The organism is Reichenbachiella agariperforans (genome assembly GCF_900142205.1).
GTDB lineage: Bacteria > Bacteroidota > Bacteroidia > Cytophagales > Cyclobacteriaceae > Reichenbachiella > Reichenbachiella agariperforans.
On sequence record NZ_FRAA01000007.1, the window covers coordinates 1 to 25,359 of the forward strand.

General features: G+C 43.8%; 19 protein-coding genes. 13 read left to right on the forward strand and 6 right to left on the reverse strand.

Features of this window, described 5'->3' with window-relative positions; translation table 11 throughout:
• The 5 genes from BUB99_RS15835 to BUB99_RS15855 form a co-directional block, all read left to right on the forward strand.
• Nucleotides 1-4,794: DUF6443 domain-containing protein (locus tag BUB99_RS15835; RefSeq protein ID WP_073124081.1), on the forward strand; the 4,794-nt coding region annotated here is incomplete at its 5' end.
• Entirely contained in the window at nt 4,791-5,174 is a 384-nt protein-coding gene (locus tag BUB99_RS15840) for a hypothetical protein (protein ID WP_073124083.1), read from the forward strand. The genes BUB99_RS15835 and BUB99_RS15840, both read left to right, overlap by 4 nt.
• An 88-nt stretch (nt 5,175-5,262) precedes the next feature.
• Nucleotides 5,263-5,757: a transposase gene (locus BUB99_RS15845; protein ID WP_245816855.1), complete on the forward strand. Its 495-nt coding sequence runs from the start codon at nt 5,263-5,265 to the stop codon at nt 5,755-5,757.
• An 876-nt stretch (nt 5,758-6,633) separates the two neighbouring features.
• Nucleotides 6,634-7,047, forward strand: a complete 414-nt coding sequence (locus BUB99_RS15850) for an HU family DNA-binding protein (protein WP_073124085.1) — start codon at nt 6,634-6,636, stop codon at nt 7,045-7,047.
• Between the two features lie 216 nt (nt 7,048-7,263).
• Complete coding sequence (locus BUB99_RS15855) at nt 7,264-8,592, forward strand: hypothetical protein (RefSeq protein WP_073124087.1); 1,329 nt, start codon at nt 7,264-7,266, stop codon at nt 8,590-8,592.
• A 23-nt stretch (nt 8,593-8,615) separates the two neighbouring features.
• Here BUB99_RS15855 and hppD read toward each other — a convergent pair whose 3' ends face one another.
• Both hppD and BUB99_RS15865 read right to left on the reverse strand, forming a co-directional pair.
• Nucleotides 8,616-9,743 carry a 4-hydroxyphenylpyruvate dioxygenase gene (hppD, locus tag BUB99_RS15860; protein ID WP_073124089.1) on the reverse strand — a complete coding sequence of 376 codons (1,128 nt, stop codon included), beginning with the start codon at nt 9,741-9,743 and terminating at the stop codon, nt 8,616-8,618.
• The gene (locus BUB99_RS15865; protein ID WP_073124092.1) at nt 9,740-10,993 is read right to left on the reverse strand and encodes a Glu/Leu/Phe/Val dehydrogenase dimerization domain-containing protein; all 1,254 of its coding nucleotides are present in this window, start codon (nt 10,991-10,993) and stop codon (nt 9,740-9,742) included. The genes hppD and BUB99_RS15865 overlap by 4 nt, the downstream gene beginning before the upstream one ends.
• Nucleotides 10,994-11,163: 170 nt before the next feature.
• Between BUB99_RS15865 and BUB99_RS15870 the strand changes: the two genes are divergently transcribed.
• From BUB99_RS15870 to BUB99_RS15880, 3 genes are all read left to right on the forward strand, one after another.
• Complete coding sequence (locus tag BUB99_RS15870) at nt 11,164-11,628, forward strand: Lrp/AsnC family transcriptional regulator (protein ID WP_073124094.1); 465 nt, start codon at nt 11,164-11,166, stop codon at nt 11,626-11,628.
• Between the two features lie 3 nt (nt 11,629-11,631).
• Nucleotides 11,632-12,312, forward strand: coding sequence for a nitroreductase family protein (locus BUB99_RS15875; protein ID WP_073124096.1), 681 nt, complete (start codon nt 11,632-11,634; stop codon nt 12,310-12,312).
• A gap of 134 nt (nt 12,313-12,446) precedes the next feature.
• The gene (locus BUB99_RS15880; RefSeq protein ID WP_073124098.1) at nt 12,447-13,886 is read left to right on the forward strand and encodes a sensor histidine kinase; all 1,440 of its coding nucleotides are present in this window, start codon (nt 12,447-12,449) and stop codon (nt 13,884-13,886) included.
• 144 nt (nt 13,887-14,030) lie between these two features.
• Here BUB99_RS15880 and BUB99_RS15885 read toward each other — a convergent pair whose 3' ends face one another.
• Nucleotides 14,031-16,076, reverse strand: coding sequence for an OmpA family protein (locus BUB99_RS15885; protein ID WP_245816856.1), 2,046 nt, complete (start codon nt 16,074-16,076; stop codon nt 14,031-14,033).
• A 217-nt stretch (nt 16,077-16,293) separates the two neighbouring features.
• Here BUB99_RS15885 and lon point away from each other — a divergent pair, with 217 nt between their 5' ends.
• The 4 genes from lon to BUB99_RS15905 all read left to right on the forward strand — a co-directional run bounded on the left by lon (nt 16,294) and on the right by BUB99_RS15905 (nt 21,814).
• Nucleotides 16,294-18,744: an endopeptidase La gene (gene lon, locus BUB99_RS15890; RefSeq protein WP_139281054.1), complete on the forward strand. Its 2,451-nt coding sequence runs from the start codon at nt 16,294-16,296 to the stop codon at nt 18,742-18,744.
• A gap of 87 nt (nt 18,745-18,831) precedes the next feature.
• Nucleotides 18,832-20,223 (forward strand): ATP-dependent protease ATPase subunit HslU, encoded by a 1,392-nt coding sequence (gene hslU, locus BUB99_RS15895; RefSeq protein ID WP_073124104.1) that lies wholly within the window; start codon nt 18,832-18,834, stop codon nt 20,221-20,223.
• Nucleotides 20,224-20,233: 10 nt separating this feature from the next.
• Entirely contained in the window at nt 20,234-21,124 is an 891-nt protein-coding gene (locus BUB99_RS15900) for a bestrophin family protein (protein WP_073124106.1), read from the forward strand.
• Between the two features lie 147 nt (nt 21,125-21,271).
• Nucleotides 21,272-21,814, forward strand: a complete 543-nt coding sequence (locus BUB99_RS15905; protein WP_073124108.1) for a dihydrofolate reductase family protein — start codon at nt 21,272-21,274, stop codon at nt 21,812-21,814.
• Nucleotides 21,815-21,817: 3 nt separating this feature from the next.
• On the opposite strand, the gene rsmG is transcribed toward BUB99_RS15905, so the two are convergent.
• Genes rsmG through BUB99_RS15920 form a run of 3 tightly spaced genes read right to left on the reverse strand, consistent with a single transcriptional unit; the run spans nt 21,818 to nt 24,188 of the window.
• Nucleotides 21,818-22,444 (reverse strand): 16S rRNA (guanine(527)-N(7))-methyltransferase RsmG, encoded by a 627-nt coding sequence (gene rsmG / locus BUB99_RS15910; RefSeq protein ID WP_073124110.1) that lies wholly within the window; start codon nt 22,442-22,444, stop codon nt 21,818-21,820.
• A gap of 8 nt (nt 22,445-22,452) precedes the next feature.
• The gene (locus BUB99_RS15915; RefSeq protein ID WP_073124112.1) at nt 22,453-23,061 is read right to left on the reverse strand and encodes an RNA polymerase sigma factor; all 609 of its coding nucleotides are present in this window, start codon (nt 23,059-23,061) and stop codon (nt 22,453-22,455) included.
• The gene (locus tag BUB99_RS15920; RefSeq protein WP_245816857.1) at nt 23,052-24,188 is read right to left on the reverse strand and encodes a glycosyltransferase; all 1,137 of its coding nucleotides are present in this window, start codon (nt 24,186-24,188) and stop codon (nt 23,052-23,054) included. Before BUB99_RS15920 ends, BUB99_RS15915 begins: the two co-directional genes overlap by 10 nt.
• 39 nt (nt 24,189-24,227) lie before the next feature.
• Between BUB99_RS15920 and tgt the strand changes: the two genes are divergently transcribed.
• Nucleotides 24,228-25,358 (forward strand): tRNA guanosine(34) transglycosylase Tgt, encoded by a 1,131-nt coding sequence (gene tgt / locus BUB99_RS15925; RefSeq protein ID WP_073124116.1) that lies wholly within the window; start codon nt 24,228-24,230, stop codon nt 25,356-25,358.
• The last annotated feature ends 1 nt before the right edge of the window (nt 25,359 follow it).

A 25,359-nucleotide genomic window follows, 5' to 3' on the forward strand; every position in this document is an offset into this window, starting at 1 on the left:
GAGCGGATTTCTCAGGTCGAGGGTCAGCCTTTGTCATGGACGGGTTTAACAGCGGCAGGAGTATATACTGTTCATGGTTACATTCCAGATATTATTGTGACAGAAGAGCCATGTGCAAGTGAGATGATAGGTAGTGCTACTATCGAGATAAGCGCTTTGCCTGAGGTTATTATTCCACAACGAGTTGAAACGTTTCCAAATCAAACTTTAGATTTACCAATTGCTAACTTATCTGGAGGGCAATGGTCTGTGGAAGGAGATCTTGTTTTTGGCCAAACGATATTTACCTCGGATTTGGGTATAGGGCTTCATATACTAACTTATTCATATCGAGAAGAAGGGTCAGTTTGTCCTGAGGTTGAGGGTGATTTGATCGTTTCTGTAATTCCTGTTCCTGAACTAAACATTGATAAATTTATTAGTGACTGCAAAGATATTACTTTAGGAGTGTTATCTACGAGCTCTGGGTATGACTCTTACACATGGTTTAGAGACGATGTGGAGGTAAGTGAGTTAGAACAAGCTTCTGTTGATGTTGGTGAGCCGGGAACTTATAAAGTACTAATCGAAAATAATCTTGGACATAGCATTTTCACGAATGAGGTGGAAATGAAGTCTTTTATAGGAAGTGTTGACTTTAATTATGTCCATTCTATAAAATACAAAGATGCATATGAAGAGGAGATAGATTTACCTAGTACAAAAGAGAATATTACTTCATCTATTACATATTATGATGGACTTGGCGAGGAAAGACAAGTTGTTATGATAGGCAATTCTCATAGTGGCTTTGATGCGATAACACCATATGCATTAGATGGGTTTGGCAGAACTTCGAAGGGGTTTAAGTCATATGTCAGAAATGGCTTTGATGAGGGGTGCTATGATCCCAATGCCCTATCTCTCAATCAAAACTCAGGAGCAGTCTTCGATTATTATGCGGGATCACCTAATACGCCTGTAGACGCAATACCCTATTCGGAAACTATATACGAGCCTTCCCCCCTCAACAGAGTTGCGGCACAGTACGGCCCAGGAGAAGTATGGAGAAGAGATGGTAGACCTGTACTTTTCGAGTATTCCACAAATATAGAAGAAGAGGTAGTTTGGTGGGGAATAGTTTCGAGTAGTCTTACCAACCAAGGCTACTATGAGTCGGCTAGCCTTTATAAAAATACAACCATCGATGAAGAGCAGCATAGGGTGATTGAGTACAAAAACCTCGAAGGACAGGTAGTTTTGAAGAAAGTGCAAGCCGATGAAAGTGCATCCGAATGGGCAGAGACCTACTACGTATATGATGACTTTGGAAACCTTAGATTTGTATTGCCTCCCAAGTATTCAGCGAACTTAAATATTGCTGATTTTGACTCCCTCGCCTTCCAATATCATTATGACCACCGCCAGCGCATGACCGAAAAGCGTGTGCCGGGCGCAGGATGGGTCTACATGGTCTATGACGATAGAGACCGACTGGTGCTGACTCAGGATGCCAATCAGCGAGCAAACAAGGAATGGCTCTTTACCAAATACGATGCCCTGAATCGTCCTGTGATTACGGGTATCTATACCCATGGCAGTGAAGTAGACCAGGCGACCATGCAAGGTCTCATCGACCAGTTCTATGAAGATGCTGAGAGCAATACAGACGAATGGTATGAGGTTCAGGACAACAACGGAACATTCGGCTATACCAACCAATCATTCCCCAAAACAGGTTTGGATCATCTATCAGTGATCTTCTACGACAACTATGGCTTTACCAGCATCGCGGACTGGGAGATAGATGAGGTAGATACCAGCTCAGAACCCACTGCCAAAACCTACGTGACGGGGACTATGACCAAAGTTCTGGGTATCGATTCTAGCCAGGATTGCCCTGAAGGAGAGGGGTGCCTGCACGCCGATCAGGCGTGGAACCAAAGCCTGATTCTCTACGACAGCCGCTATCGTGTGGATGAGGTGGTCAACAAAGACTATCAAGGCAATACGGACCAAGTCGAGACAGACTACTATAGCATCGTCTATCCACTCGTAGTGGAGACCCGTCATGCCCACTATCATGCCGACAGTGATCAGACGACTACCATCACGGAGCATTTCGACTATGATCATGCAGACCGACTGATGTCTGTCACGCATCAAATCAACGAAGAGACACCAGTGGTCATACTGACCAATGAATACAACGAACTCGGCGAACTGATCACTAAGAAGCTCCATCAAGAAAATCCCCCCTCAGAGGAGGGTGCGGAGGGTGTCTACAAACAAGAAATTGACTATGCCTATAATATCCGAGGTTGGCTGACGCATATTAATGACCCAGGGACGGACGATCCTTCGCGCTATTTCTCCATGCAGCTGAAGTATACGGATGCCACGCATGCTCAGTACAATGGCAATATCGGTGAGATCGACTGGACTAACCCCATGGAAACCGCTATCCTCAATAGCTATGACTATGCCTACGATCCGATGAACCGTCTCAACGAAGCGATGTACTCCAGTACCAAAGCAGGCTTGGACTATGATGTGACTGGGATAGACTATGATCTCAATGGAAATATCCTGCACCTAAACCGACTGGGTGACAAAGACAACGGCAGTGCAGGCAATCTGCCAGGCCAGAGCATCGACGAGTTGGTCTATGGCTATCAAGGCAACCAGCTGATCAAAGTTACAGATGATAGCGAATCAGATACTGGTTTTAAGGACGGAGCGGATCAGGACGAAGAATACCGCTATGACGCCAATGGCAACATGACGGTGGATCAAAACAAGGGCATCACCGAGATTACCTACAATCACCTGAACTTACCAGTACGAGTGGTGAAATCCCCCCTAGAGGGGGGACAGGGGGGTGTCGAGATAGTGTATATCTACGACGCAGCAGGCGTAAAGCAAGCCCAGATTGTATATGAGGATGGTGAAGAAGCCAAACGCACCGACTACAAAGGCGCTTTCATCTATGAGACGCTAGCTGAGTTAGGCTTGTCCGCCGGGGCGGAGACATCCCTGCAATTCATCCAGCATGCCGAAGGCAGAGTGACTTATTCCCCCCTAGAGGGGGGACAGGGGGGTGTCTACGAATACCAATACCACCTCAAAGACCACCTAGGCAATGTGCGAGCCACCTTCACGTCCGAGCCGAAGACCGAGCAAGCCTTGGCGACTATAGAAGAAGCAACCAACGACAACTTCGGAGACTATGACAAAGCCATGCGGATCAAAGCGGATCTCTTCAATCACACGACGGGTGGAGAATATGCTGTACGTCTCAATGGCTCTGATGACGAAGTGATCGGCCTGTCCCGACAGCTACGAGTGAAGCCTGGAGATGTGATCAATCTAGAGGTCTATGCCAAGTATCTGGATGGAGATCAGTCAGGAGGCTGGACCTCTGCACTCAATACCCTAGTGGGACAGATCGCAGCTGCTAGTACTGGAGTAGTCTTCGAGGGTGCCAACTACGGTTCGGCGCAGCTACCCTTTGCAGACCTACTGACAGGCAAGAGCGACCCGAGCACCGCACCGAAAGCTTACCTTAACTACCTGGTCTTCGACAACAACTACCAACCCATCCTAGAGCAGTCCGGTTACCAGCAGATGAGCGAAGATGCCGCCGAGGACGGTACAGATGTCGCACACGAGCATTTGTCGCACAGCATAGCGATAGAGGAAGCAGGCTATGTGTATATTTACCTATCGAACGAGAACGGGACGACCGATCCGATCGATGTGTTCTTTGACGATTTCAGGGTCGAACAGCAGTACAGTCCGATTGTACAGAAGGATGATTATTATCCCTTTGGGTTGAGTTTTAATTCTTACAGCAATGTGGGGATGACTTCTCAATTGTTTAAGTATAACGCAGGTTCAGAGTACGATGTGAATTTAGGATTCTATATGACTCAAAATAGAATGATGAATCCTGAGTTAGGTAGGTTTTGGGGAGTTGATGCGCTTGCTGACCTTTTTCCTTCTATGAGTCCGATGTCTTATGCCTATAGCAACCCTATAAAGTTCAACGATCCTTTAGGATTAAATCCAGAAGGAGATGGAGTAGGTCCTCAGATATTGGATGAGGTAGTGGTAACTGCTGAAAAACTACCTGAAGATTACTCTGATTTAATTCAAAGCATAAATCCCTTAGAGAGAGCTGGAGGGATTGCTTTGAGTAAAGGTGATATTCGTCAAGTTCAGATGTATAGCGATCAATCCAACAACTTCTCCTATGGTGACTACCTTAAGGAAAAATATCGCCCCAATAAAATGGGGGATGCGTGGATGAAAATTGCGGCCTATAGTATTGGAGGGACTATGGTGGCTATTTATGGATCGCCGATGTTATTGAATTTACTTGGCGAGGGATCAGTTTCATTGTCTGCTTCCTCTATCAAAATGGCACTCTTTGGGACTACTGATTTAACTTCTAAGGCATATTTGACGAAGGCAGGTTTTAATATGTTTGTTGAGACAACAAATCAATTATTGACAGGTGACGCAAGTCAGTTGGATGTTTTTGATATTGGAGCACAAGGATTTCTGGGATTAAATACCCCAATAAGTGCGGGAGCTGGAGCTGTGTTTGATATTAAACCTTTTGCCAGTGATTATAACTTTGTAAATCTAAATTCAGGATCAGCAGTCGATTTTGTGACTGGTTATGCGGCCGGGAAAGTTGGAGGTTTGGAAGTGATAAAAGGGTCTGTTGCTAAACCATTGATTCAGTGGGGGGCTGATCTTTCTATGAAAGTGATTTCTGAAGGTTCTAAAAAAGCAATAGAAGAATGACTGTTGAAAGTTTGAAGTACAGATTGTCTATGATATTTATGATCGGGTTGGTGATCGTAGTTGTTGGGTATTTAGTTTACAAGAACTACGTGAAGTCACAATCAGGTGTACGGTATACAGTTTGTGAAATCACGACTAAATACATTAGTGCAAAGGATGTAGGTAAGAAGTTTGAGTACGTTGTGGAAGGAAAGAGACTTGAAGGGATTTGCACTTCTCAAAAGTGTATTGATGCTCAAATAGGTTCAAGGTTCTTGATGAAATTTTGGGTGGACAATCCAGAATGGACTGAGGTTTATTTTGATGTGCCAGTATCTAGTGAGATGGAAGTGCCAGACAAGGGATGGGTAACCCCACCCTCTGGTCGTAGCGTCCGCTAAGACCCAAAATGTAGAAGGGCGCCTGCCTGTCCGGCGAGGCAGGTCCGCCCGTTGATGATGTTTTGCAGGAAGTGCTTATCTTGTATTCATGGGTAGAAAATACGCCATTCGAGATCAGTTATCAGCTCATAGTGTGACTTTTACAATAGTCAACTGGATAGATATATTCATACGTGATATTTACAAAGAAGTGATTCTGTCCAGCTTGAAGCATTGTCAGGAAAACAAACATCTACAAGTACATGCCTATTGCATCATGACGAGTCATATTCACCTCATTTTGAGTGTATCGGAAGGGGAATTGTCAGATGTAATTCGGGATTTCAAGAGTTTCACATCCAGACAGATCAAAGAAATCTTACAAGACAAAACCAATCCAGAGAGCAGACGAGAATGGTTGCTATGGATGTTTGAGCGAGCAGGAAAGAAAAATAAGCGAAACCAAGATTACCAATTTTGGCAACAACATAATCATCCCATAGAGTTGTCCACCAATGAGATGATAGATCAAAGACTGGAGTACCTGCCCGATCCGGCAGGCGGGTATACATTACAACCCAGTAGAGGCAGGGTTTGTATATAAGCCAGAAGACTGGGTGTGGAGTAGTGCCAGACAGTATGCAGGTGAACATGGTGAATTAGAGCTACGTTATCTGTAATCGAGCGGACCTGCCTCGCCGGACAGGCAGGCGCTCTACTTTATAAAGGGTCTTAGCGGACGCTACGACCAGAGGGATCAGTCAGGAGGCTGGACCTCTGCACTCAATACTGTACGAGCCAGAACATTATGTTTATAGCAGTGCCCGGGATTACGCTGGGATGCCTGGGCTACTCGCATTGAAAATGCCATGCTAAATGAGCACGCTTTGCAAAAGCGCGCTAGGGGATGATCAATCGAACTTTATCATAGAATGACTTTCAGTCATCACCAAAACCATGGTGCTTTCAGCTCATAGTGGTTTATTTCTATAGTCGAGTCTTTCCTGTTTGTCCAAATTTTACATTTACACCCTTTTTTTATCCTCAAAAAGGCCATTTGGAGGCATTTGAGCGGGGTGCTCAGACCACCTGTGGTTGGCGGCTCAACCACAGGTGGTCCGGGCGTCAACCACAGGTGATTGGAGTGCGAACCACAGGTGTTTGTATTTAACTTTTTTTAACGTCATTCGTGGTTTTTTTGGATCGAAAATTGTTATTGAACTCTATATCTAATAGATGCACTGAAAAGGCCATTCGGTACACTCGCTTTTACAGCCCAGGCCCAGCCAAGTCGAGCACTACACTGTCGCGACCCAGCAAAGCAACACCCCTTTTTGTAAGTACATACTTAGCAAAGCTCCAGACAAGCATTGTCGGCTTCTGCCAAGGTCTCCCTCAGAGAAGGACGCTGTCCGAACTGTGCTAAAGGGTTAGTTAAGCGATTCTCAAATTTTTGTTTAACCCTTTAAATATTAAAATTATGTCTGTGAAATTTAAAGCCATCCCCAAAGGCTACCCAGGAGTAGTCGGTGGAGGAGTCACTAAGTATTATGCAAATATCGTAAGAGGCGAAAAGATTGATTTTCGGGATCTCTTGGTTGAGATCGAAGAGTTGAATGTCGTTCATCCCGGTGTTTTTCTAGCCGTGTTAGAAGCATTCCTGCGCAAAACCAACCAGCATCTGCTCAATGGTCGTGCGGTACATTTGGGTCAGTTAGGGACTTTTTATCCTTCCATCAGTAGTTCGTCTGCCGAAAGCGAGGATGAGGTCAGTAGCAACTCTATCCGAAGGTTCAAGATAATCTATCGCCCCAGTGCACTGCTGCAAGAGGGACTGGATCATGTGAAATTTGAAAAAGTATCTGATGCAAGTAGAGAGGAGAACGCTGCATAAACCGCAGCAATGTACTAATGAAAAGAGGCCATGAATGACATATATAGGTGTTAATTCATGGTCTCTTTTTTATTCGTCCGCGTTTAGAGGATGATTGAGATTGAGCGTTTGCAACGCGACTTAAAAGAGGTAATCCAACAAAGAAGATTCTATAATTATTCCCCCATTTCCCTTATTTTTACTCCCATCATATACCAACCCTCATCACATCACTCCATGAGACAGCTATTGCTTTTTATTTTGCTTTCGATCACCACGCTCAGCCTACCAGCGCAGAACTTCGATGTGAGCTTTTTTGAGAAGTCTGGAGGCAAGGTCGGTTCGGAGGTAGACAAAAACATAAAAGAATACCGCCATCTCAAGAAGGAGAATGAAGCCTGGCTCAAGGAGCAGGACAAGCGCTATGAGACCATGGAGGATAGCTTGCGTTTGGCTAGCGATAGCGACAGCCTAGAGCAGCAGATCGGAGAGGATTCGCTGGCAGTATTACAGGAGCTACAGCGAGAGCACTACCGCTACACCGACTCACTCTACAGCTACGAAGCGCTCATGAGCTGGGACGAGGCGAAACGCATCGCCAAGGAAGAAACCAAATCCCGCTCTCGTGACATCCTAGAGTCCCACGACCAGCTAAGCAAATACACCTCACTCAACAACAGCCTGCTCAAGGATGAAAAGGAGTACCGAGAGTACAAAGACAGTCTCAAGCATGAGAACCTCCCCAACTACGAAGAAGAATACCTACTGGAAGTCAAACGAAAGGAACTCGCTGAAAAATATAATGAAGAGCTAGAGGGCTATGCCAAAAAGGAACTAGAGCAAAGCGAGCAACTTGTTCTACCAGTCTCTAGCCCAGAGATGGAGCGTTTACAGGAGATGAACAAACTCGCCAAAGCAGCTTCTCTACCCGACGAAGACCTAGCCAATACGGCTACAGCGAATGAGGATTTTTTTGCAGACAAGAGTGAGGCACTAAGTGGAGCGATGGAGCAGACTGAGGAGCTCAAGGAGAAATACAGTGCCGTGACCGATGCTACTGACTTGACCAGCGCTACCAAACGAAACTCGATGAAAGGTAAGCCAATGGCTGAGCGTCTAGTGCTTGGGGGTAATTTTCAGTTGCGCATCGATGAGCATACGTCAGTGGATGTTAGTCCAGAGCTACAGTACCTGATCACCAAGAAATGGAGCGTAGGCGTAGGTGGAAACTACCGTGCCAATGGAGACTTGATAGAGATCAATAGTGATTTTCAAGAAACACAGGTGTATGGCTATCGCGTCTTTACGGAGTACTACCTTGTGAGCCATTTCTATGCACATGTGGAGATGGAGTCTCTATCCAATGGCTCTGCCCTCAAGACACCAGAGATGTCCAAAGCGCAGACTTGGCAATACAGTGCTCTGGCAGGGATCGAGAGCCAGTTCAAGATCAGAGGTCGCCTCAAAGGCCAAGTGTCTATCCTCTACAACTTTATGCACCAGACCAACCCGCTTAACGCTAAACCTTGGAATGTTCGCTTTGGGTTGATGGGGGCTTTGAAATAGTTTTTGGAGTTCATTCATCCATCCTACAGCGTGCCTCTCAATTCCTGCTCTCGCTCTATCGCTTCGAAGAGCGCTTTGAAGTTTCCCTTACCAAATGATTGTGCACCTTTTCGCTGGATGATTTCAAAAAATAATGTAGGCCGAGGCTCTACTGGTTTGGTAAAAATCTGTAGGAGATAACCTTCATCATCTCGATCCACCAGTATGCCTAGTTCCTGTAGCGGGGTGATGTCTTCGTCTATTTTCCCGACGCGGTTTAGTACAGTTTCGTAGTAGCTGGCAGGCACCTGTAGGAACTCCACTCCACGCTGTTGCATCGATTGGACGGTCTCTATGATGTTATCAGTTGCTACAGCGATGTGTTGTATGCCAGGTGACCCATAGAAATCGAGGTATTCTTCGATTTGAGATTTCTTTTTCCCCTCGGCAGGTTCATTGATAGGGAATTTGATTCGACCATTGCCATTGCTCATGACCTTGCTCATTAGGGCAGTGTAGTCGGTCGAGATATCTTTATCATCGAAAGAGATTAACTGAGCAAACCCCATCACATCTGCATAGAAATCTACCCACTGATTCATCTCGCCCCAGCCAACATTGCCGACCATGTGATCAACATACTTCAGCCCAATAGGGCTCGGTTGGTAGCTTGGAGTCCAAGGTTGGTAGCCGGGCATAAAGACGCCATTATAGTTTTTTCGCTCTACGAAGTAGTGAACGGTTTCCCCATAGGTGTGGATGCCAGAGATGATTATTTCGCCATTTGAGTCTTTGTGTGTTTCGGGTGCGAGGAATGATTTTGCACCCCGACGAACGGTCTCCTGATGAGAATAGGTCGCGTCATCCACCCAGAGAGCGACAGCTCTGACCCCATCGCCATGTGCATCGATGTGCTTGCCGATTTTTGTACCTGCTACCAATGGTGAAGTCAGGATTAGTCTGATTTTGTCTTGTATGAGGACGTAGGAGTCGGTTTCTGTATTGCCAGTTTCTAGTCCACTATGCGCGAGAGGTTGAAACCCAAATGCTGTCATGTAGTAATGAGCGGCTTGTTTGGCATTGCCTATATATAGTTCGATGAAGTCAGTACCATTGAGCGGTAAGAAATCATCTGCTTCGGCGAATATTTTTTCTATGGGTTGTGTTTTCATGGTGTTGCTGTTTCTAAGGGTTGTGGGGATAATTGGGTCAATGAATTTTCGAACGCTGTCTGTGTCAGTCCTGTTTTGGATGGATTCACTTGGTGGATTTTGACCAGTGCATTTTTGATGGTGCGGGAGGTATCCTCGAAGATGGCCAAATCCGAGAGGTCTGCTTTCCCTTCCATGAAATAAGCAAAGGCTCGCGCCATACCACAGTTGGCGATAAAGTCTGGGATCACAGCTACTTGGTGATCCACGTATTCGCTGATCGGACCATAAAAGATCTCTTTGTCAGCAAATGGAACATTGGCACCAGAAGCGATCAGCTCCAGCCCGCTAGCGATCATACGATCTACGTGATAGCGATCGATCAACCGAGACGCTGCGGCAGGTACGAAGATGTCAGTTTTGAGATGCCAGATTCTATTGTCTGTCTCTTCGTAGCTGAGGAGTTCAGGGTGTGTGAGGGTGTTTTTCTTTTTGGATACAAAGAGGGAAACGATTTCATCGTGAGAGAAACCATTTTCACGGATTAGTCCTCCACTTTTGTCAATAATCCCGACGATTTTAGCCCCCTTGGCAGATAGATAAAAGGCAGCTGCTGCGCCGACATTGCCCCAGCCTTGTATGGTGACACGCTTCCCTACGAGTTCGTCATCCCATAGCTCATAGTAGTGAGAGATACTTTCAGCCACACCAAATCCTGTGATCATGTCTGCTATGGTGTATTTTCGTTTTGGGTCGGGGGAGTAGGCAGTGTCTTCGATGACCTTGATGACGCCAAGGCGGAGCTGTCCGATACGGTTGATTTTGTCTGCTTCGTTGGGTTGGAAGTGACCGTTAAAGACCCCTTCTTGTGGATGCCATAGTCCGTTGGATTCTGTGATCGGGATGACCTCATGTATCTCGTCGACGTTTAGATCCCCCCCTGTACCATAGTACGATTTTAGTAGTGGGGTGACTGCTGCGTACCATCGCGCTAGGACTTCTTTTTTTCGTGGGTCTGAGGGGTCAAAATTGATTCCTGATTTGGCACCACCGATAGGAGGGCCTGATACGGTAAATTTGATCTCCATGGTCTTGGCGAGAGATTCTACCTCATTTCGGTTTAGGCCAAGACGCATTCTAGTACCGCCACCCGCAGCTCCACCGCGTAGTGAATTGATTACCACCCAGCCTTCTGCACCTGTTTCGTCATCGTACCACTCGAATACCACTTCGGGTCTTTTTTGTTCAAATTGTCTTAATAATTCTTTCACTCATTTGATGATTTAAAAAAGAATAAAAGTATTAATAGGTTATATTTGATAGTTGTATATCCTGACAAAATATCTGTATTAAGAATTAAATGGTTATTATTTGAGTTTTATATAGTGATAATTCTTTAAAATTATGCCGGTGAGATTGTGGGAATAATTAAATTCTAAAAATGGCATTATTAGACGAGGTAGATATTAAGATTTTGAATCTGCTACAGGCCGAAGGGCGAATTACGAACAAGGCGTTGGCAGAAAAAATGGGGATGTCTACGACTCCTGTTTTTGATCGGGTCAAGCGATTAGAAAAGGAAGGTGTGATCAAGCAATATGTAGCGCTTTTGGATCAGCGAAAGATTGATAAGAAGCTGACGGTTTTTGTTTTTATCTCTCTCAAGAATCATACGCGATCATATTTGGATAAATTTATTGGTGAGATGAATGACTATCCAGAGGTGCAGGAGTGTTATCACATAGCGGGTGATTTTGATTATATGCTCAAGATCGTAACGAGAGATATAGAGTCTTTTCAGTCATTTATACTGGCTAAGCTATCTGTCAACTCCAATATTGCACATGTCAAGAGTCAATTCGTCCTGTCAAAGAATAAACATACAACAGCCTTTAAAATAGATTGAAAGATGAAAACGAAAGATGTCAATGGATTCAGACATGTGAAACATGATACACAGAGCTATGCAGAAGATGAAATGCGAGAACGAAGCAAGGCATATTATGAGTGGCTAGATAAGCGTCGCAGTGTACGAGAGATTTCTGACCGTTCTTTCCCCAAAGAAGTATTAGATAATATAATACGTGCAGCGTCTACTGCGCCCTCAGGGGCACACAAACAGCCGTGGACTTTTTGTGTAGTGACAGACTCTGGCATTAAATCCAAAATCCGTGAAGCAGCTGAAAAGGAAGAGTATGAGAGCTATCAGTCACGTATGAGTGAGCGTTGGCTTGATGATTTGAAGCCTATCGGTACGGATTGGAAGAAACCGTTTTTGGAGACAGCTCCTTATCTGGTCGTATTGTTTAAACGAGTCTTTGAGCGTGATGCGTCAGGTGTTAAGTCTAACAACTACTATGTCAATGAGTCGGTGGGGATTGCCGCGGGGATGTTTATCTCGGCAGTGCATCATGCGGGATTGGTGACGCTGACCCATACACCTAGCCCGATGAATTTTCTCTCTGATATTCTAGAAAGACCAGATAATGAACGTGCTTTTTTGGTACTGCCCGTGGGCTACCCCGAAGATGAGGTTTATGTACCTGATTTTGATCGGAAATTGCTCAGTGAAGTGGCGGTGTATTATTGATTTGTAGTTGTTTTAGCTTTGTGTCTTGAGTTTAAGACCGAACTTTTTCATAATTAGGGGGGGGATCAAAATCAGTATGAACTTTGAATTGAATGTAAATAGGCCTATTTTTTAGTTGTAGACCTATCTAGATTATGGAGAAAGAATTACTAGACCAGATAAATCATTCAGAAGATCGCTTATGGTCTTATGATCGTGATTTGATATGCACGGTGGTGAATCGTAACATGTCGGAGGATTTTAAAACTGCTTTTGGTTATGCACTCAAGCCAGGAGATTATATCCTCGAGAATGTCCCAGAACCTTTAAGCTCAATGTGGGTTGAACGCTACGAGTTAGCACTACAGGGAGAGAAGGTAGAGTTTGAGGATCAGTTCGATATACGTGGTATACCGACTTATGTTAAGGTCGTGTTGATACCCATCATTGAAGAAGAGCGCGTAATTGGCGCAGCATGTACTTCCCGAGATATAACCGAGAGAAGGTTAGCGGAACTAAAGGTGATTCAGAATGAAGCGTACCTGATCGCTCAAATAGAGAATACGAGTGATGCGATCTGGTCAGTGGATAGGAATTACAACCTGTTGACAATTAACACGGCCATGACCGTAGGTTATGAGCAAGCTATCGGTGTGAGACTATCAGTGGGTGATAATATCGTCGAATCTACTCCCGAAGGACAGGGAGTGAAAAAGATGTGGAAAGGTTGGTATGATAGGGCACTAAGGGGTGAGCATTTTAAAGAATTACAAACTTTTGATTATGGGGGAGAAACCGCGTACGTCGAACTTTCTTTTAATCCGATCAGAATAGCCAGTGAGGTGGCAGGTGTAGCTTGTTTTGGGAAGAGTATCACGGAGCTTAAATCGTCAGAGCTAGCTTTGAAAAAGAGTTTGGAAAGTAAGGATAGGTTCTTTTCTATTGTTGCTCATGACCTAAGGGGACCAGTAGGGAACATAAGAGAGCTCATTAAAATTTTATCCGCTAAGGGAATGAAACTTTCAGCGTCTCAAGAGCAGGAACTCATCAAACACCTGCGCTCTGCTTCTGAAAATGTGTACGAGCTATTGGATAACCTGCTGAGTTGGGCTATGTCGCAGCAAAAGATGGTGGCCGTTGATCAAAAAGAAATGGTAGTATTGGAGGTAGCGGAGGATAGTATCAAAAACTACAGACCAAGTGCAGAATCTAAGATGATAGCGACGCAGATAGATATTGCTCCTGATCTGATGGTTACAGCTGATCAGCGTTCGTTACAGAGTACGATTAGTAACCTCTACAACAACGCCATCAAGTTTACCGATGAGTTGGGGACGATCAAGATCACAGCCGTAAGACAAGAAGGCGAAATATTGTTTCAAATCAAGGATACGGGAGTGGGGATGAGCCCAGAAACGATGGAGGGACTATTCGACGAGTCTAATATATCAAGCCTTCCGGGTACAAAAAAGGAATTGGGTACGGGGTTAGGGTTGTTGCTCTGTCAAGAATTCGTCAAATTGAACAAGGGTAGAATATGGGTTAAAAGTATCGAAGGAAAAGGGAGTAGTTTCTTTTTTACAATCCCTGATTAGTTAGAATCTGTCTATATAGAAAGAGGCTGATTCAGAATTTTGCTATCAAGGCATGCGAGGAAGAATAAGCGGAATTTCCTTTCGGAAATGAGTGTTTTATTGATGAGCATAACGCAGAGAGTGGAGGTTATGGGCAAGCTCTAGTTAATCAAAATCTTCATCGGTCAAGTCTTCGATAGCCTTTTTTTCGATTGGTTTGGCAGGGCGGTAGATTTCAAATTCTACGCGGCGATTGAGGTTTTGATCCTCTTTGGTGTGCTCCTCTACGATTGGGTTGTTACTACCAAAACCTTCAGCAATCACACGGTCTCCAGCGACTCCCCCAAAAACCACGATATAATCTCTGATGGTGTTGGCTCTTTCTACAGATAGTGTCAAATTGAAATCCTCTGTACCGTATTTGTCTGTATGACCCGAAATTTTCAAGAAGAAGTCAGGATTGTCATACATGAAGTTGACGATTTTATTGAGGTCACCGTACATCTCACTTTTGAGATGGGCGAGACCTGGGTCGAACTCTATGGATTCGAACTTGACACGGCTGGCAATATGATCGGTGACTTCATCGAACCTTTCTGGCCCATCCAGGTAGAACATTTCTTCTATTCGAAAGAACTCATCTCCTTGGATAACCAGTAGGTAGTTGCGGTTGTTGATCAGATCGAACTCAAACGAGCCATCAGGCTTGAGGTATTTAGGAGATACCTCGACTCCTTCGTCTAGGTCGATGACGGATACGATTCCTGTGAAAGGTTTTCCAGTCAAGGAATCTGTGAGACTCCCAGCTATCTGGGTGAGAGCTTGTGGCTGTGCCTCCATCGGTAAGGGGAAAGAGTATAGATCCAGCATGTTTAGATCGTCAGTAGCAGACCGTGCGTAGTAGAGATCTTTGGATTTGGAATCTATGGTGAAATAAAACTCACTGCCACGTCCATTGACCAGTGGGCCTATGTTGATGGGTTCGCTCCAGATACCACTTTTGTGGTAGGATTTGTAGATATCAAACTCTCCAAATTTGTATAACTGTCCATTGGAACTGAAAAACAACACTTCGAATTCGGGATGATAGAATGGACTTACCTCGTTTTTTCGCGTGTTGATCACTGGACCAAGATTTTGTGCAGGCATCCAAGCACCATTTTCGTTTTTGTAGGAGAAGTAAATGTCAGACAGACCGAATCCTCCCATACGATCCGAGGCAAAATAGAGCGTGTCCCCTGTATGAGACAGAGAGGGGTGAGAGTCCCAGGTCAGGCTATTTACATTGGTTCCGAGATTTTGTATGTCGGTCCAGACACTATCTTGGTCGAGGGTTGCTACGAAAATGTCACAGTCACCTAGTCCCATCGGAGAACCGCAGCGAGAGAAATAGAGTGTCCGACCATCTTTACTGAGACATGCAGACCCTTCATTGTAATGTGTATTGATTTGAGTCAGGTCGGTACTGAGTTCCCAGTACCCGTCTTCTTTGATGCTAATGAACAGGTCTTCATTTTTGACATAGTCCAGCCCGATTCTTCGTTCATTTCTTTGTGAGGTAAAAATCAAAACCTGATTGTTCATACCTATGGAGGGACCATAGTCAGCATGTCTCGAATTGATTTTTCGTCCCATGTTGAGCAGTACGCCACGCGGTGGACGGATGGTGTCGATGGCTTTGCGGTGTTCGACGAGCTTATAGTAGTAGTCTAGTGGTACGAAATTTTCAGTCTCTTGGGTATTGAGGGAATCGTAGTATAGTTCGAGTTCACGGATATCTATGTTTTTGTGGTGGTGACGCAGGACGAGTTTGTAGAGTGAGGTAGCTTCTTCTTCTGTGCCATAGATCTCTGTCAATTTGGCGAGTCTCCATATCCAATAGGTGTCGACGTAGAAATTTCTGATTCCAAATTTTTTGACATATTCCTGTAGTACTGGGTAGAGGTTTGACCAGTCTTTGTTGGCCTCTAGTTTTTGTATTTTTTGGAGTTCGGATTTATTGTAGTATTCGGTGATACGGTTGACGTTGGTGAAGTTGTAGATGTTGAATTCCCACTCCGAGCTCAGTGTGTCTATATCTGTAATCGCTTGACTGTCTTGCTTTTTCTTTAAGAATTGCGCCTGTGTAGCGTCAGGATAGCTGATACCGAGTAGTACTACTAAGGCGAATAGGAGTTGGATGTGATTTTTGATAGTTAATAAACTATTCACTCGTTTTTGGTTAAGACGATGCTCGATTAATAAAATGTGAAAATAGCTGATTTTTAAAACTAATACAGTAGATGCACTAAACGAATTTATAGGCTTATTAAATATAAGTACTTTGGCATACCGATTGCAACTTATGTGTATCTTTAAAATATGGCTGAAATTCTAAGTTTTATGCCATAGTGACAGGCAAGTGAAGTTATTTATGACGCAAAATAATATGTTATCAACAAGCTTTTTATCGGATTTATCAGAAGATGACAATGGAGATTTGATTCCATTGGATTTGACAGGAGATGATTCCGAAATATATCAGGATGATCTTCCTGACGAGTTACCCATACTACCACTTAAGAATGCGGTACTCTTTCCAGGAGTAGTGATTCCGATTACGGTGGGCAGACAAAAGTCCATACGTCTAGTCAAAAAAGCATATAGAACCAATAAGATCATTGGGGTGATTGCTCAGAAAAATCCATTGGCAGAGGATCCCAAAGAAAAGGAAATATACAGAACCGGTACGGTTGCTAAGATATTGAAAATGTTGGTTTTGCCTGACGGGAATACGACCATCATTATCCAAGGCAAAAAGCGGATGAATATTGAACAGATCGTTCAGGAAAATCCGTATTTGACAGCTCGTGTTAAATTGCTAGAGGAGGATTTCGAATCGGGAGAGGAGAGTTTGCGTACGGCAATCATTCATTCGCTTAAAGATGCGGCTAAAAAAATCCTAAAACTGAATCCAGATATTCCGAAGGAAGCACAAGTGGCACTGGAGAGCATAGATAGTTTTAGCTTTCTTACTCATTTTTTGTGTTCCAACATCAATACAGATGTAAAGGACAAGCAGAAGCTCCTAGATATCAATGATGGTACGAAGCGTGCTGAGTTGCTGTTGAAGTATATGCTGAAGGATATACAGGTTTTGGAACTCAAACATGAAATCCAGAACAAAGTCAATACGGATATAGATCAACAGCAGCGTGACTACTATCTCCGACAGCAGATGAAAGTCCTACAGGAGGAACTAGGTCAGGGGAGTCCAGAGCAGGAGCTGGATGACTTGAGGGAACGAGGAACTAAGAAGAATTGGCCAGTAGAGATTGCCCAACATTTTCATAAGGAGATGGATAAAATCTTGCGTATGAACCCTATGGCAGCTGAATATCCAGTTGCGATGAACTATGCGGAACTACTGGTAGAATTACCATGGAACGAGATGTCAGAAGATAATTTTGATCTCAAACGTGCCAAAAAAATCTTAGACCAAGAGCACTTCGGGTTAGAGAAAGTCAAAGATCGTATCATCGAGTATTTAGCGGTTAGAAAACTTAAGAATGATCTCAAAGGACCGATCTTATGTTTGTTTGGCCCTCCCGGTGTGGGTAAAACATCCCTCGGAAAATCAATTGCTAAAGCACTGAACCGTGAGTATGTCAGAATGTCTCTCGGTGGGGTGCACGATGAGGCAGAGATCAGAGGTCACCGCAAGACCTACATAGGTGCTATGCCTGGCAAGGTGATTCAGAATATCAATAAGTCGAAATTTTCTAACCCTGTATTTGTACTGGATGAGATCGATAAGATCGCGACCAACTTTAGAGGTGATCCTTCTTCAGCACTTCTAGAGGTACTGGATCCAGAACAGAACAACGGATTCAAGGATAATTTCTTGGAGGTAGAATATGACCTGTCCAAGGTGCTTTTCATCGCTACTGCGAACTCACTGGATACAATTCAGCCTGCACTGAGAGACAGAATGGAGATCATCGAAATCAATGGCTATACCATGGAGGAAAAGATCGAGATTGCGAAGAAGCATTTGTTCCCTAAACAACTGGAAGAGCACGGTTTGAAATCTTCTGACTTATCTATCGATAAAAAGTCACTCTCGAAAGTTATCGATGATTATACTCGAGAATCTGGTGTGAGAAACTTAGAGAGAAAATTAGGTTCACTGGTGAGAGATGCAGCCAAGTCTATTGCGATGGAGGAGGAATATGTGAAGAAGGTCGATTCAGAGCAGGTGCGTCGCATACTAGGAGCAGAAATTTTTGATAAGGAGTTGTACCAAAATAACAAAATGGCGGGTGTCGTGACGGGGCTTGCTTGGACTTCTGTCGGGGGAGAAATCCTTTTTATTGAGTCTAGTTTGAGTAGAGGTAAGGGGAAATTGACACTTTCAGGTCAGCTGGGTGACGTGATGAAAGAATCTGCCATCACGGCGCTATCCTATCTCAGATCTAATGCTGAGGAGTTAGGGATCAACTACAAGGCTTTCGATCTATACGACTTGCATGTTCACGTACCAGCGGGTGCTGTTCCTAAAGATGGGCCATCTGCGGGTATCACAATGCTGACTTCATTGGCATCTATTTTTACGCAACGAAAGGTTAAAAATAAGCTGGCCATGACAGGCGAGATCACATTGAGAGGAAAGGTGCTGCCAGTCGGGGGGATCAAAGAAAAGATTCTTGCTGCGCGAAGAGCAGGGATCAATGAGATTATCTTGTGCAAGAAGAACCGAAGGGATATTGATGAAATCGATGAGCGATATATCAAAGGATTGATCTTCCATTTTGTGGATACAGTCGATGAGGTTTTGGAGATTGCATTGCTTCCTCAAAAGGTTCAGAATGCCATGAAATTTGAATTCCCTGAAAAGTAATAGAAGTATTTCATCACCTTTCAAGGGGAGATTCGTCTGAGAGGTGATGTTTTTTAAAGCTAGAGTTGAATAAAAACGAAATATAGAATGTTGTCAACAGATCAATATTTAACCCCAAAGGAAATAGTTGCCGAGCTGGATAAATACATCATTGGCCAAGATAGTGCCAAGAGAAATGTAGCGATCGCACTGCGAAACCGATGGAGACGGATGAATGTCAAAACTGAGATTCAAGGTGAAATAGTGCCGAATAACATTCTAATGATAGGGGCAACGGGTGTTGGTAAAACCGAAATTGCAAGGCGACTAGCTAAGATTGCTGATGCGCCTTTCGTCAAGGTGGAAGCCTCGAAGTTTACAGAAGTAGGCTATGTCGGGCGTGATGTGGAGAGCATGGTTCGTGACTTGGTTGAGCAGGCTGTTGCACTTGTCAAAACCCACAAAAAAGAGGCAGTCAAAGAAAGGGCAGAAGAAGCCGTGGAAAACATCATCCTTGACGCGCTGATCCCACCAGTAAAGAAATCTACATCTGCTATGTCGACTGTGGAGAGCAACGGAGACGCAGTGACTGATGATGAAGATTTGAACGAACGTACGCGTGAGCGTTTTAGAGAGAAAATAAAAAACCGTGAACTGGAGGATCGCAAGATTGACATCAGCGTGAGTCAAAATTCGTCACCTGGTGTAGGGATGATCGGTGGAGGGCAGATGGATGAGTCATCCATGATGAATATCCAAGAGATGATCGGCAACATGATGCCTAAGAAGAGTAAAAAGCGTAAGGTGACGATCGCTGATGCTCGAAAACTACTCATGGAAGAGGAGTCTTCTCGTTTGATAGACATGGATGAGGTCAAAGATGAAGCGATTGCCAAAGCGGAGAATACAGGGATTATTTTTATCGATGAGATAGATAAGATAGCAGTAGGGGCATCTAAAAAGGGTGGCCCAGATGTCAGCAGAGAAGGAGTCCAACGTGATCTCCTTCCTATCGTAGAGGGTAGTGCTGTCAATACCAAATATGGCGTCATCAATACGGATCATGTGCTTTTTGTAGCTGCAGGGGCTTTTCATTTTGCCAAGCCTTCGGATTTGATTCCAGAGCTGCAGGGTAGGTTCCCGATTAGAGTAGAGTTGGAGAGCTTGACCAAAGCTGATTTTGTGCGTATTCTCAGCGAACCCAAAAATGCTTTAACCAAGCAGTATATTGCTTTGATCGGTGCGGAAGATGTGAATGTCAGCTTTAGCGATGAGGCTGTCGAAGAGATAGCATCGATAGCGTTTGATATCAATGCTGAGATAGAAAATATAGGAGCGAGAAGGTTACATACGGTTATGAGTCGACTGCTCAATGATATACTTTTTGATATTCCAGATGTCATCGGAGCGAATGCTCAAATAGTGGTAGATAAGACGATGGTGCAAGAGAAACTTAGCGGAATGGTAGAAAATAGAGACCTCAGTCAGTACATTCTTTAAGTAGTCAGGTATGCTCGTTAGATATAGAATTCCTCTCAAATACTTTATTCGATTTGCCTACGTAGATGCGATCGTGGTACTGTTAGTGTCCATTGGGGTTTTCTTTACGATACGAAAAATTGATTTCCCAATCATTCCCATTAACATACCTGCCTTTATGGGTACGGCAATATCACTGTTGCTGGGTTTTAAACTGAGCCAGTCGTATGATAGATGGTGGGAAGCGCGAAAGATATGGGGTGCAATCGTCAATGACTCTAGGACGTTGACGATGCAACTGCTCAACTATCATACTGATGGGAAATGTGAAATCACAGAGCGAATGGCAATGCGTCAGGCGGGGTGGTCACACAGTTTGGGACAGTCGCTGAGAGGATTGTCTCCGTTGGGTAAACTGGATGAGTTTATCAGTGCTGAGGAGCTTGCACGCATTAGTGAGCATAGTAATATTCCCCTAGCACTGCTCAACGAGCAATCAGCAGACCTGAAGCGAATATTTAGAGATGGAAAGGTTAATGAATATCAGCAGATACAAATTGATAAGACCCTAGTTAGGCTGTGTGAGAGTATGGGACGTGCCGAAAGGATCAAAAACACGGTGTTTCCTACCACTTATAGGTTGTTTCTACATTTGTTTATATACTTATTTATTACGTTGCTTGCAGTAGCGCTAGCAGAAGTGGACCGACTGTGGGAGATACCTCTCTTGGTACTGATATCTCTACCTTTTTTCTTACTTGAGAAAACAGCTCTTTACCTCCAAGATCCCTTCGAAAACCGACCTACAGATGTGTCTGTATCGGCCATTGCTCATACGATAGAACTCAATATCAAACAACTCTTAAGTAGAGATGACCTTCCCGCTAAGAAACCTGTATTAGACGACTTCTTTGTGATGTAAAGGTTCTTCTATGTGTCAAGGTTTTTAATTTCTCATCAAAAAGATCAGCTTCTACTATTCTCTTTCTAAATCAGGATTCTTATCTTGGATACTGTCATGGCTAGCAATTGTAGCTAATTGACAAGTTGATTTTTTAAAACACTATTTATGTCCGAAAGAAAGGTAATACTATATGTGAGTATGAGTGTTGATGGGTATTTGGCTACAGAGGATGATGATTTGTCTTGGTTGGATACAGTAGAGCGTGAGGGGGAGGATTATGGTTATGCTGCTGTGATGGAAAACGTGGATACCTATCTGGTGGGTAGGAAAACCTATGATAAGATAGTCGATATAGTAGGGTATCTGCCTCAGGCTGAGAAGATGGAGTGTTATGTGATCACGAGACAAGAACTGTTACCTCAGAAGAATATCATATTTTATAATGATGATATAGAGCATCTGATTGATGAATTGAGAAAAGAGAGTGGTCAGAATATCGTCTGTGATGGAGGAGCTGATTTGGTCAAATTGATGATGAAGCATCAGTTGATTGATGAGTTTATTATTTCGATTATACCAGTTTTTTTGGGAGAAGGTAAAAGGCTGTTCAAAGGCGGGTTACTTCCTCAGGATATTGCACTCATCAATTCGACGAGTTACGAATCTGGTCTTGTACAACTGCACTATGTAAAGATCGCTGGCGATTAGATACTACTGCTTTTCAACGTAAACGACCTTTTTCGTTTCGAAAAAGTCTTCCTTAAAATAGTCTGTGAGATTGTACAACTTGTATCTAAGCTTGGATTCTAGCATTTCATCGCCGAGATCCCCTCCTTTTAGATAAAGTATTCCGTTTTTGAGCGGGTGTTTAGATTCCTTTTTGATCTTTCCTTTGGTCCATTGATAAAATGGTTTCATGCGAGTCACAGCTCGACTGACGATAAAGTCAAAAGAACCCTTGATTTCTTCTGCTCTGCCGTGGATACCAGTTACATTGGTAAGGCCAAGGCCTTTTGATACTTCGTTTACGACTTTTATTTTTTTTCCAATGCTGTCTACTAGTACAAAATCAGTTTCAGGATATAAAATCGCTAACGGGATGCCTGGAAATCCACCACCAGTACCAATATCAAGAACAGAGGTTTCTGGTAGGAACTCCATTACTTTAGCGATTCCTAGCGAATGCAGTACATGACGCAGGTATAGTTCGTCGATATCCTTACGAGAGACGACATTGATTTGCGCATTCCACTCTTTGTAGAGGGGTTCGAGCTGCGCAAATTGATCCTTTTGTTTGTCCGTTAGATTCGGAAAATATTTAGTAATAAGTCGGTGCATCGGTGTAGCTAGATGTGCTGCTTTTTGTCTTTGACCAGATCGTACATGAGTTCGCGAGCACGGTGTAGCTGTGCTTTGACAGTACCTAAGGGTGCATCTAAGGTTTTGGCGATTTCGTCATATGACAATTCGTCAAAGTATCTGAGTCGAACCAAACGCTGGTATTTTGGTGGTAGTTTGGTGACGAACATTTGTACCAATTCTATTTTTTGGGTCTTGATCGTTTCGTCCTGTGGATTGAGGTTTTTGTCTTCTACATCTATCGTGACAGATTCACCTCCATCATCGGTGAAAGAGGTGTTTAGACTGAAAGTCTTCAATTTCTTTTTTCGGATGAAATCAATGGTGTTGTTGGTGGCTATTCTGAATAGCCACGTACTAAAAGTGTAGTCTTTTTTGAACTTATGGAGATTTTTGAAAGCCTTGGCAAATGCCTCGATCGTTAGGTCTTCCGCATCGTCCGTATTGCGTATCATCTTGAGGATCATGTGGTATACGGGACGCTTGTAGCGATCCATGAGCTCTGCAAATGCCTGCTCGTCTCCTTCATTGATCGCATGATCTATGAGTTTAAAATCTTTTAGTGCCTTTTCGGAAAACTGCTTCTTTACTTCCATTTAACCTTCTTAGTGAATATCGCGATCGTTCCAGTGATGGTTACGAATAGTACGTAAAACAAATCTAGAACGGGAACTAGCCAACTGTTCATACGATCTCCAATCTTTTTAGATGTGAAAAAGTTCAGATTCATCAGTATGATCCATCTAAACCCAAGCACAGCTAGTGGGATTTCGTATTGGTTGGTTTGTAAGGCTAAAATAATCAAAGACAACCAATAAAGCAGGTTAGATAGACTTTGTAATCCGAGTAGTGCCTTATCTTTCGTAGAATAGTACTTGCTCACCGAAAAGTGTCTGAGCTTTTGTTTGAAATAGGTGTTCCATCCAGTTTTGGGTATGGAGTGGGTGAGAGCGTCTGCCCCGAGTACTACCTGCGTATTTTTCTTGTTGGCGAACTGATTGATCAAAAGATCATCGTCTCCTCCTGTGATATGCTGAAACTTATTAAAACCTTTGTGTTCTAAGAAACTTGACTTTCGATAGGCGAGGTTTCGACCTACGGCCATATATGGGTTTCCAGCTAGTGCCCAGCTGCTATAGTTGATGGCAGTGAGGAGTGTTTCGTAGCGTATGTATCGGTTGAGAAAACCCTTAGTTTTGGTGTATTGGGACACGCCAATGCAAAAATCCGTTTGATCGGTAAAGCCGTTGGTCATCTCCTGTATCCACTGGTCCGAGTAAGGCATGCAGTCTGCATCGGTGAATAGCAGTACATCATGTTTGGCAGCTCGTATACCAAGAGTGATGGCGTATTTCTTTGTGTTGATGTGGTCGTGTACTTGATCTACAGTTACGTTTTTGATACGATCAGATTTGGTTTCGAGCATGAAATCATAGGTGCCGTCATCCGATCTGTCATTGACGATGATGATTTCAAAATCTGGATGGTCTTGCTGTAGTAGCTTTGGGATGAGTAGTTTGAGGTTGTGGAGTTCGTTGTGTGCACAGACGATGATAGACACAGGTTGTGCTGTGGTTTGGGCTGCTTTTCGGTAGAGTCCTATTTTGGTCCATCCCAAAATCCAATAAATGAAAAGAATACCAGTACTGCTTAGTAAAATGTATAAGTAAATATCCGTCATAGCTGTTGATCCCGAATTGCCTGCAAATATGCACCAGCACATAAACTTAATCTGAGAAATCCACATATTTTTGCATCCTCTATGGATTTTAAATTAGAAGTAACTGACGCTAAGTCAAAAGCAAGAGCAGGGGTGATAACGACAGATCACGGGCAAATCGAAACACCGATATTTATGCCTGTAGGTACTGCTGGTACAGTCAAAACTGTGCATCAACGTGAGCTCAACGAGGATGTTAAAGCTCAAATTATTTTGGGCAATACCTATCATCTCTACCTCCGTCCTGGACTGGATGTGATCGAAGCGGCAGGTGGTCTGCATAAGTTTAATGGTTTTGAAAAGCCTATGCTGACTGATAGCGGAGGGTATCAGGTGTACTCATTGAAGCACCGTCGTAAGATTACCGAAGAAGGAGTCAAGTTTCAGTCGCATATCGATGGTTCTCGGCACAACTTCACACCTGAGGTGGTAATGGATATTCAGCGAACGATAGGCGCGGATATCATCATGGCGTTTGATGAGTGTACGCCATACCCGTGTGATCGAAAGTACGCACGGGAATCTATGGAAATGACCCATCGCTGGCTCAAACGCTGTTGTGACCGTTTTGATCAGACCGAATCTAAGTATGGTTATAGCCAAACGTTGTTTCCTATCGTGCAGGGTAGCACCTATCATGACCTTCGTGAAAAATCTGCGGAGACTATCGCTTCATTTGGTCGGGAAGGAAATGCTATCGGAGGACTGTCAGTCGGTGAGCCAGCCGAGATGATGTATGAAAGTACAGATCTCGTATGTAGTATCCTTCCTGCGGATAAGCCTCGTTATCTGATGGGTGTTGGGACTCCTGAAAATATCCTTGAGTGCATTGCTTTAGGAGTGGATATGTTCGATTGCGTGATGCCTACTCGGAATGCCCGACATGGATTGATCTATACTTCTGAGGGAATCATCAATATAAAGAATAAGAAATGGGAGAAGGATTTTTCTCCACTGGACCCTAATCTCGGAGGTTATGTGGATACGGCATATTCTAAGGCCTACGTGAGACATCTGGTGCATAGCAGCGAAGCTTTGGGAGCGCAGATTGCGAGTATCCATAATTTGGCGTTTTATTTGTGGCTGGTGGGTGAGGCTAGAGCACACATCAAAGCGGGAGATTTCTCCACTTGGAAAAATCTTATATTACCCAAAATTTCATCAAGACTTTAGA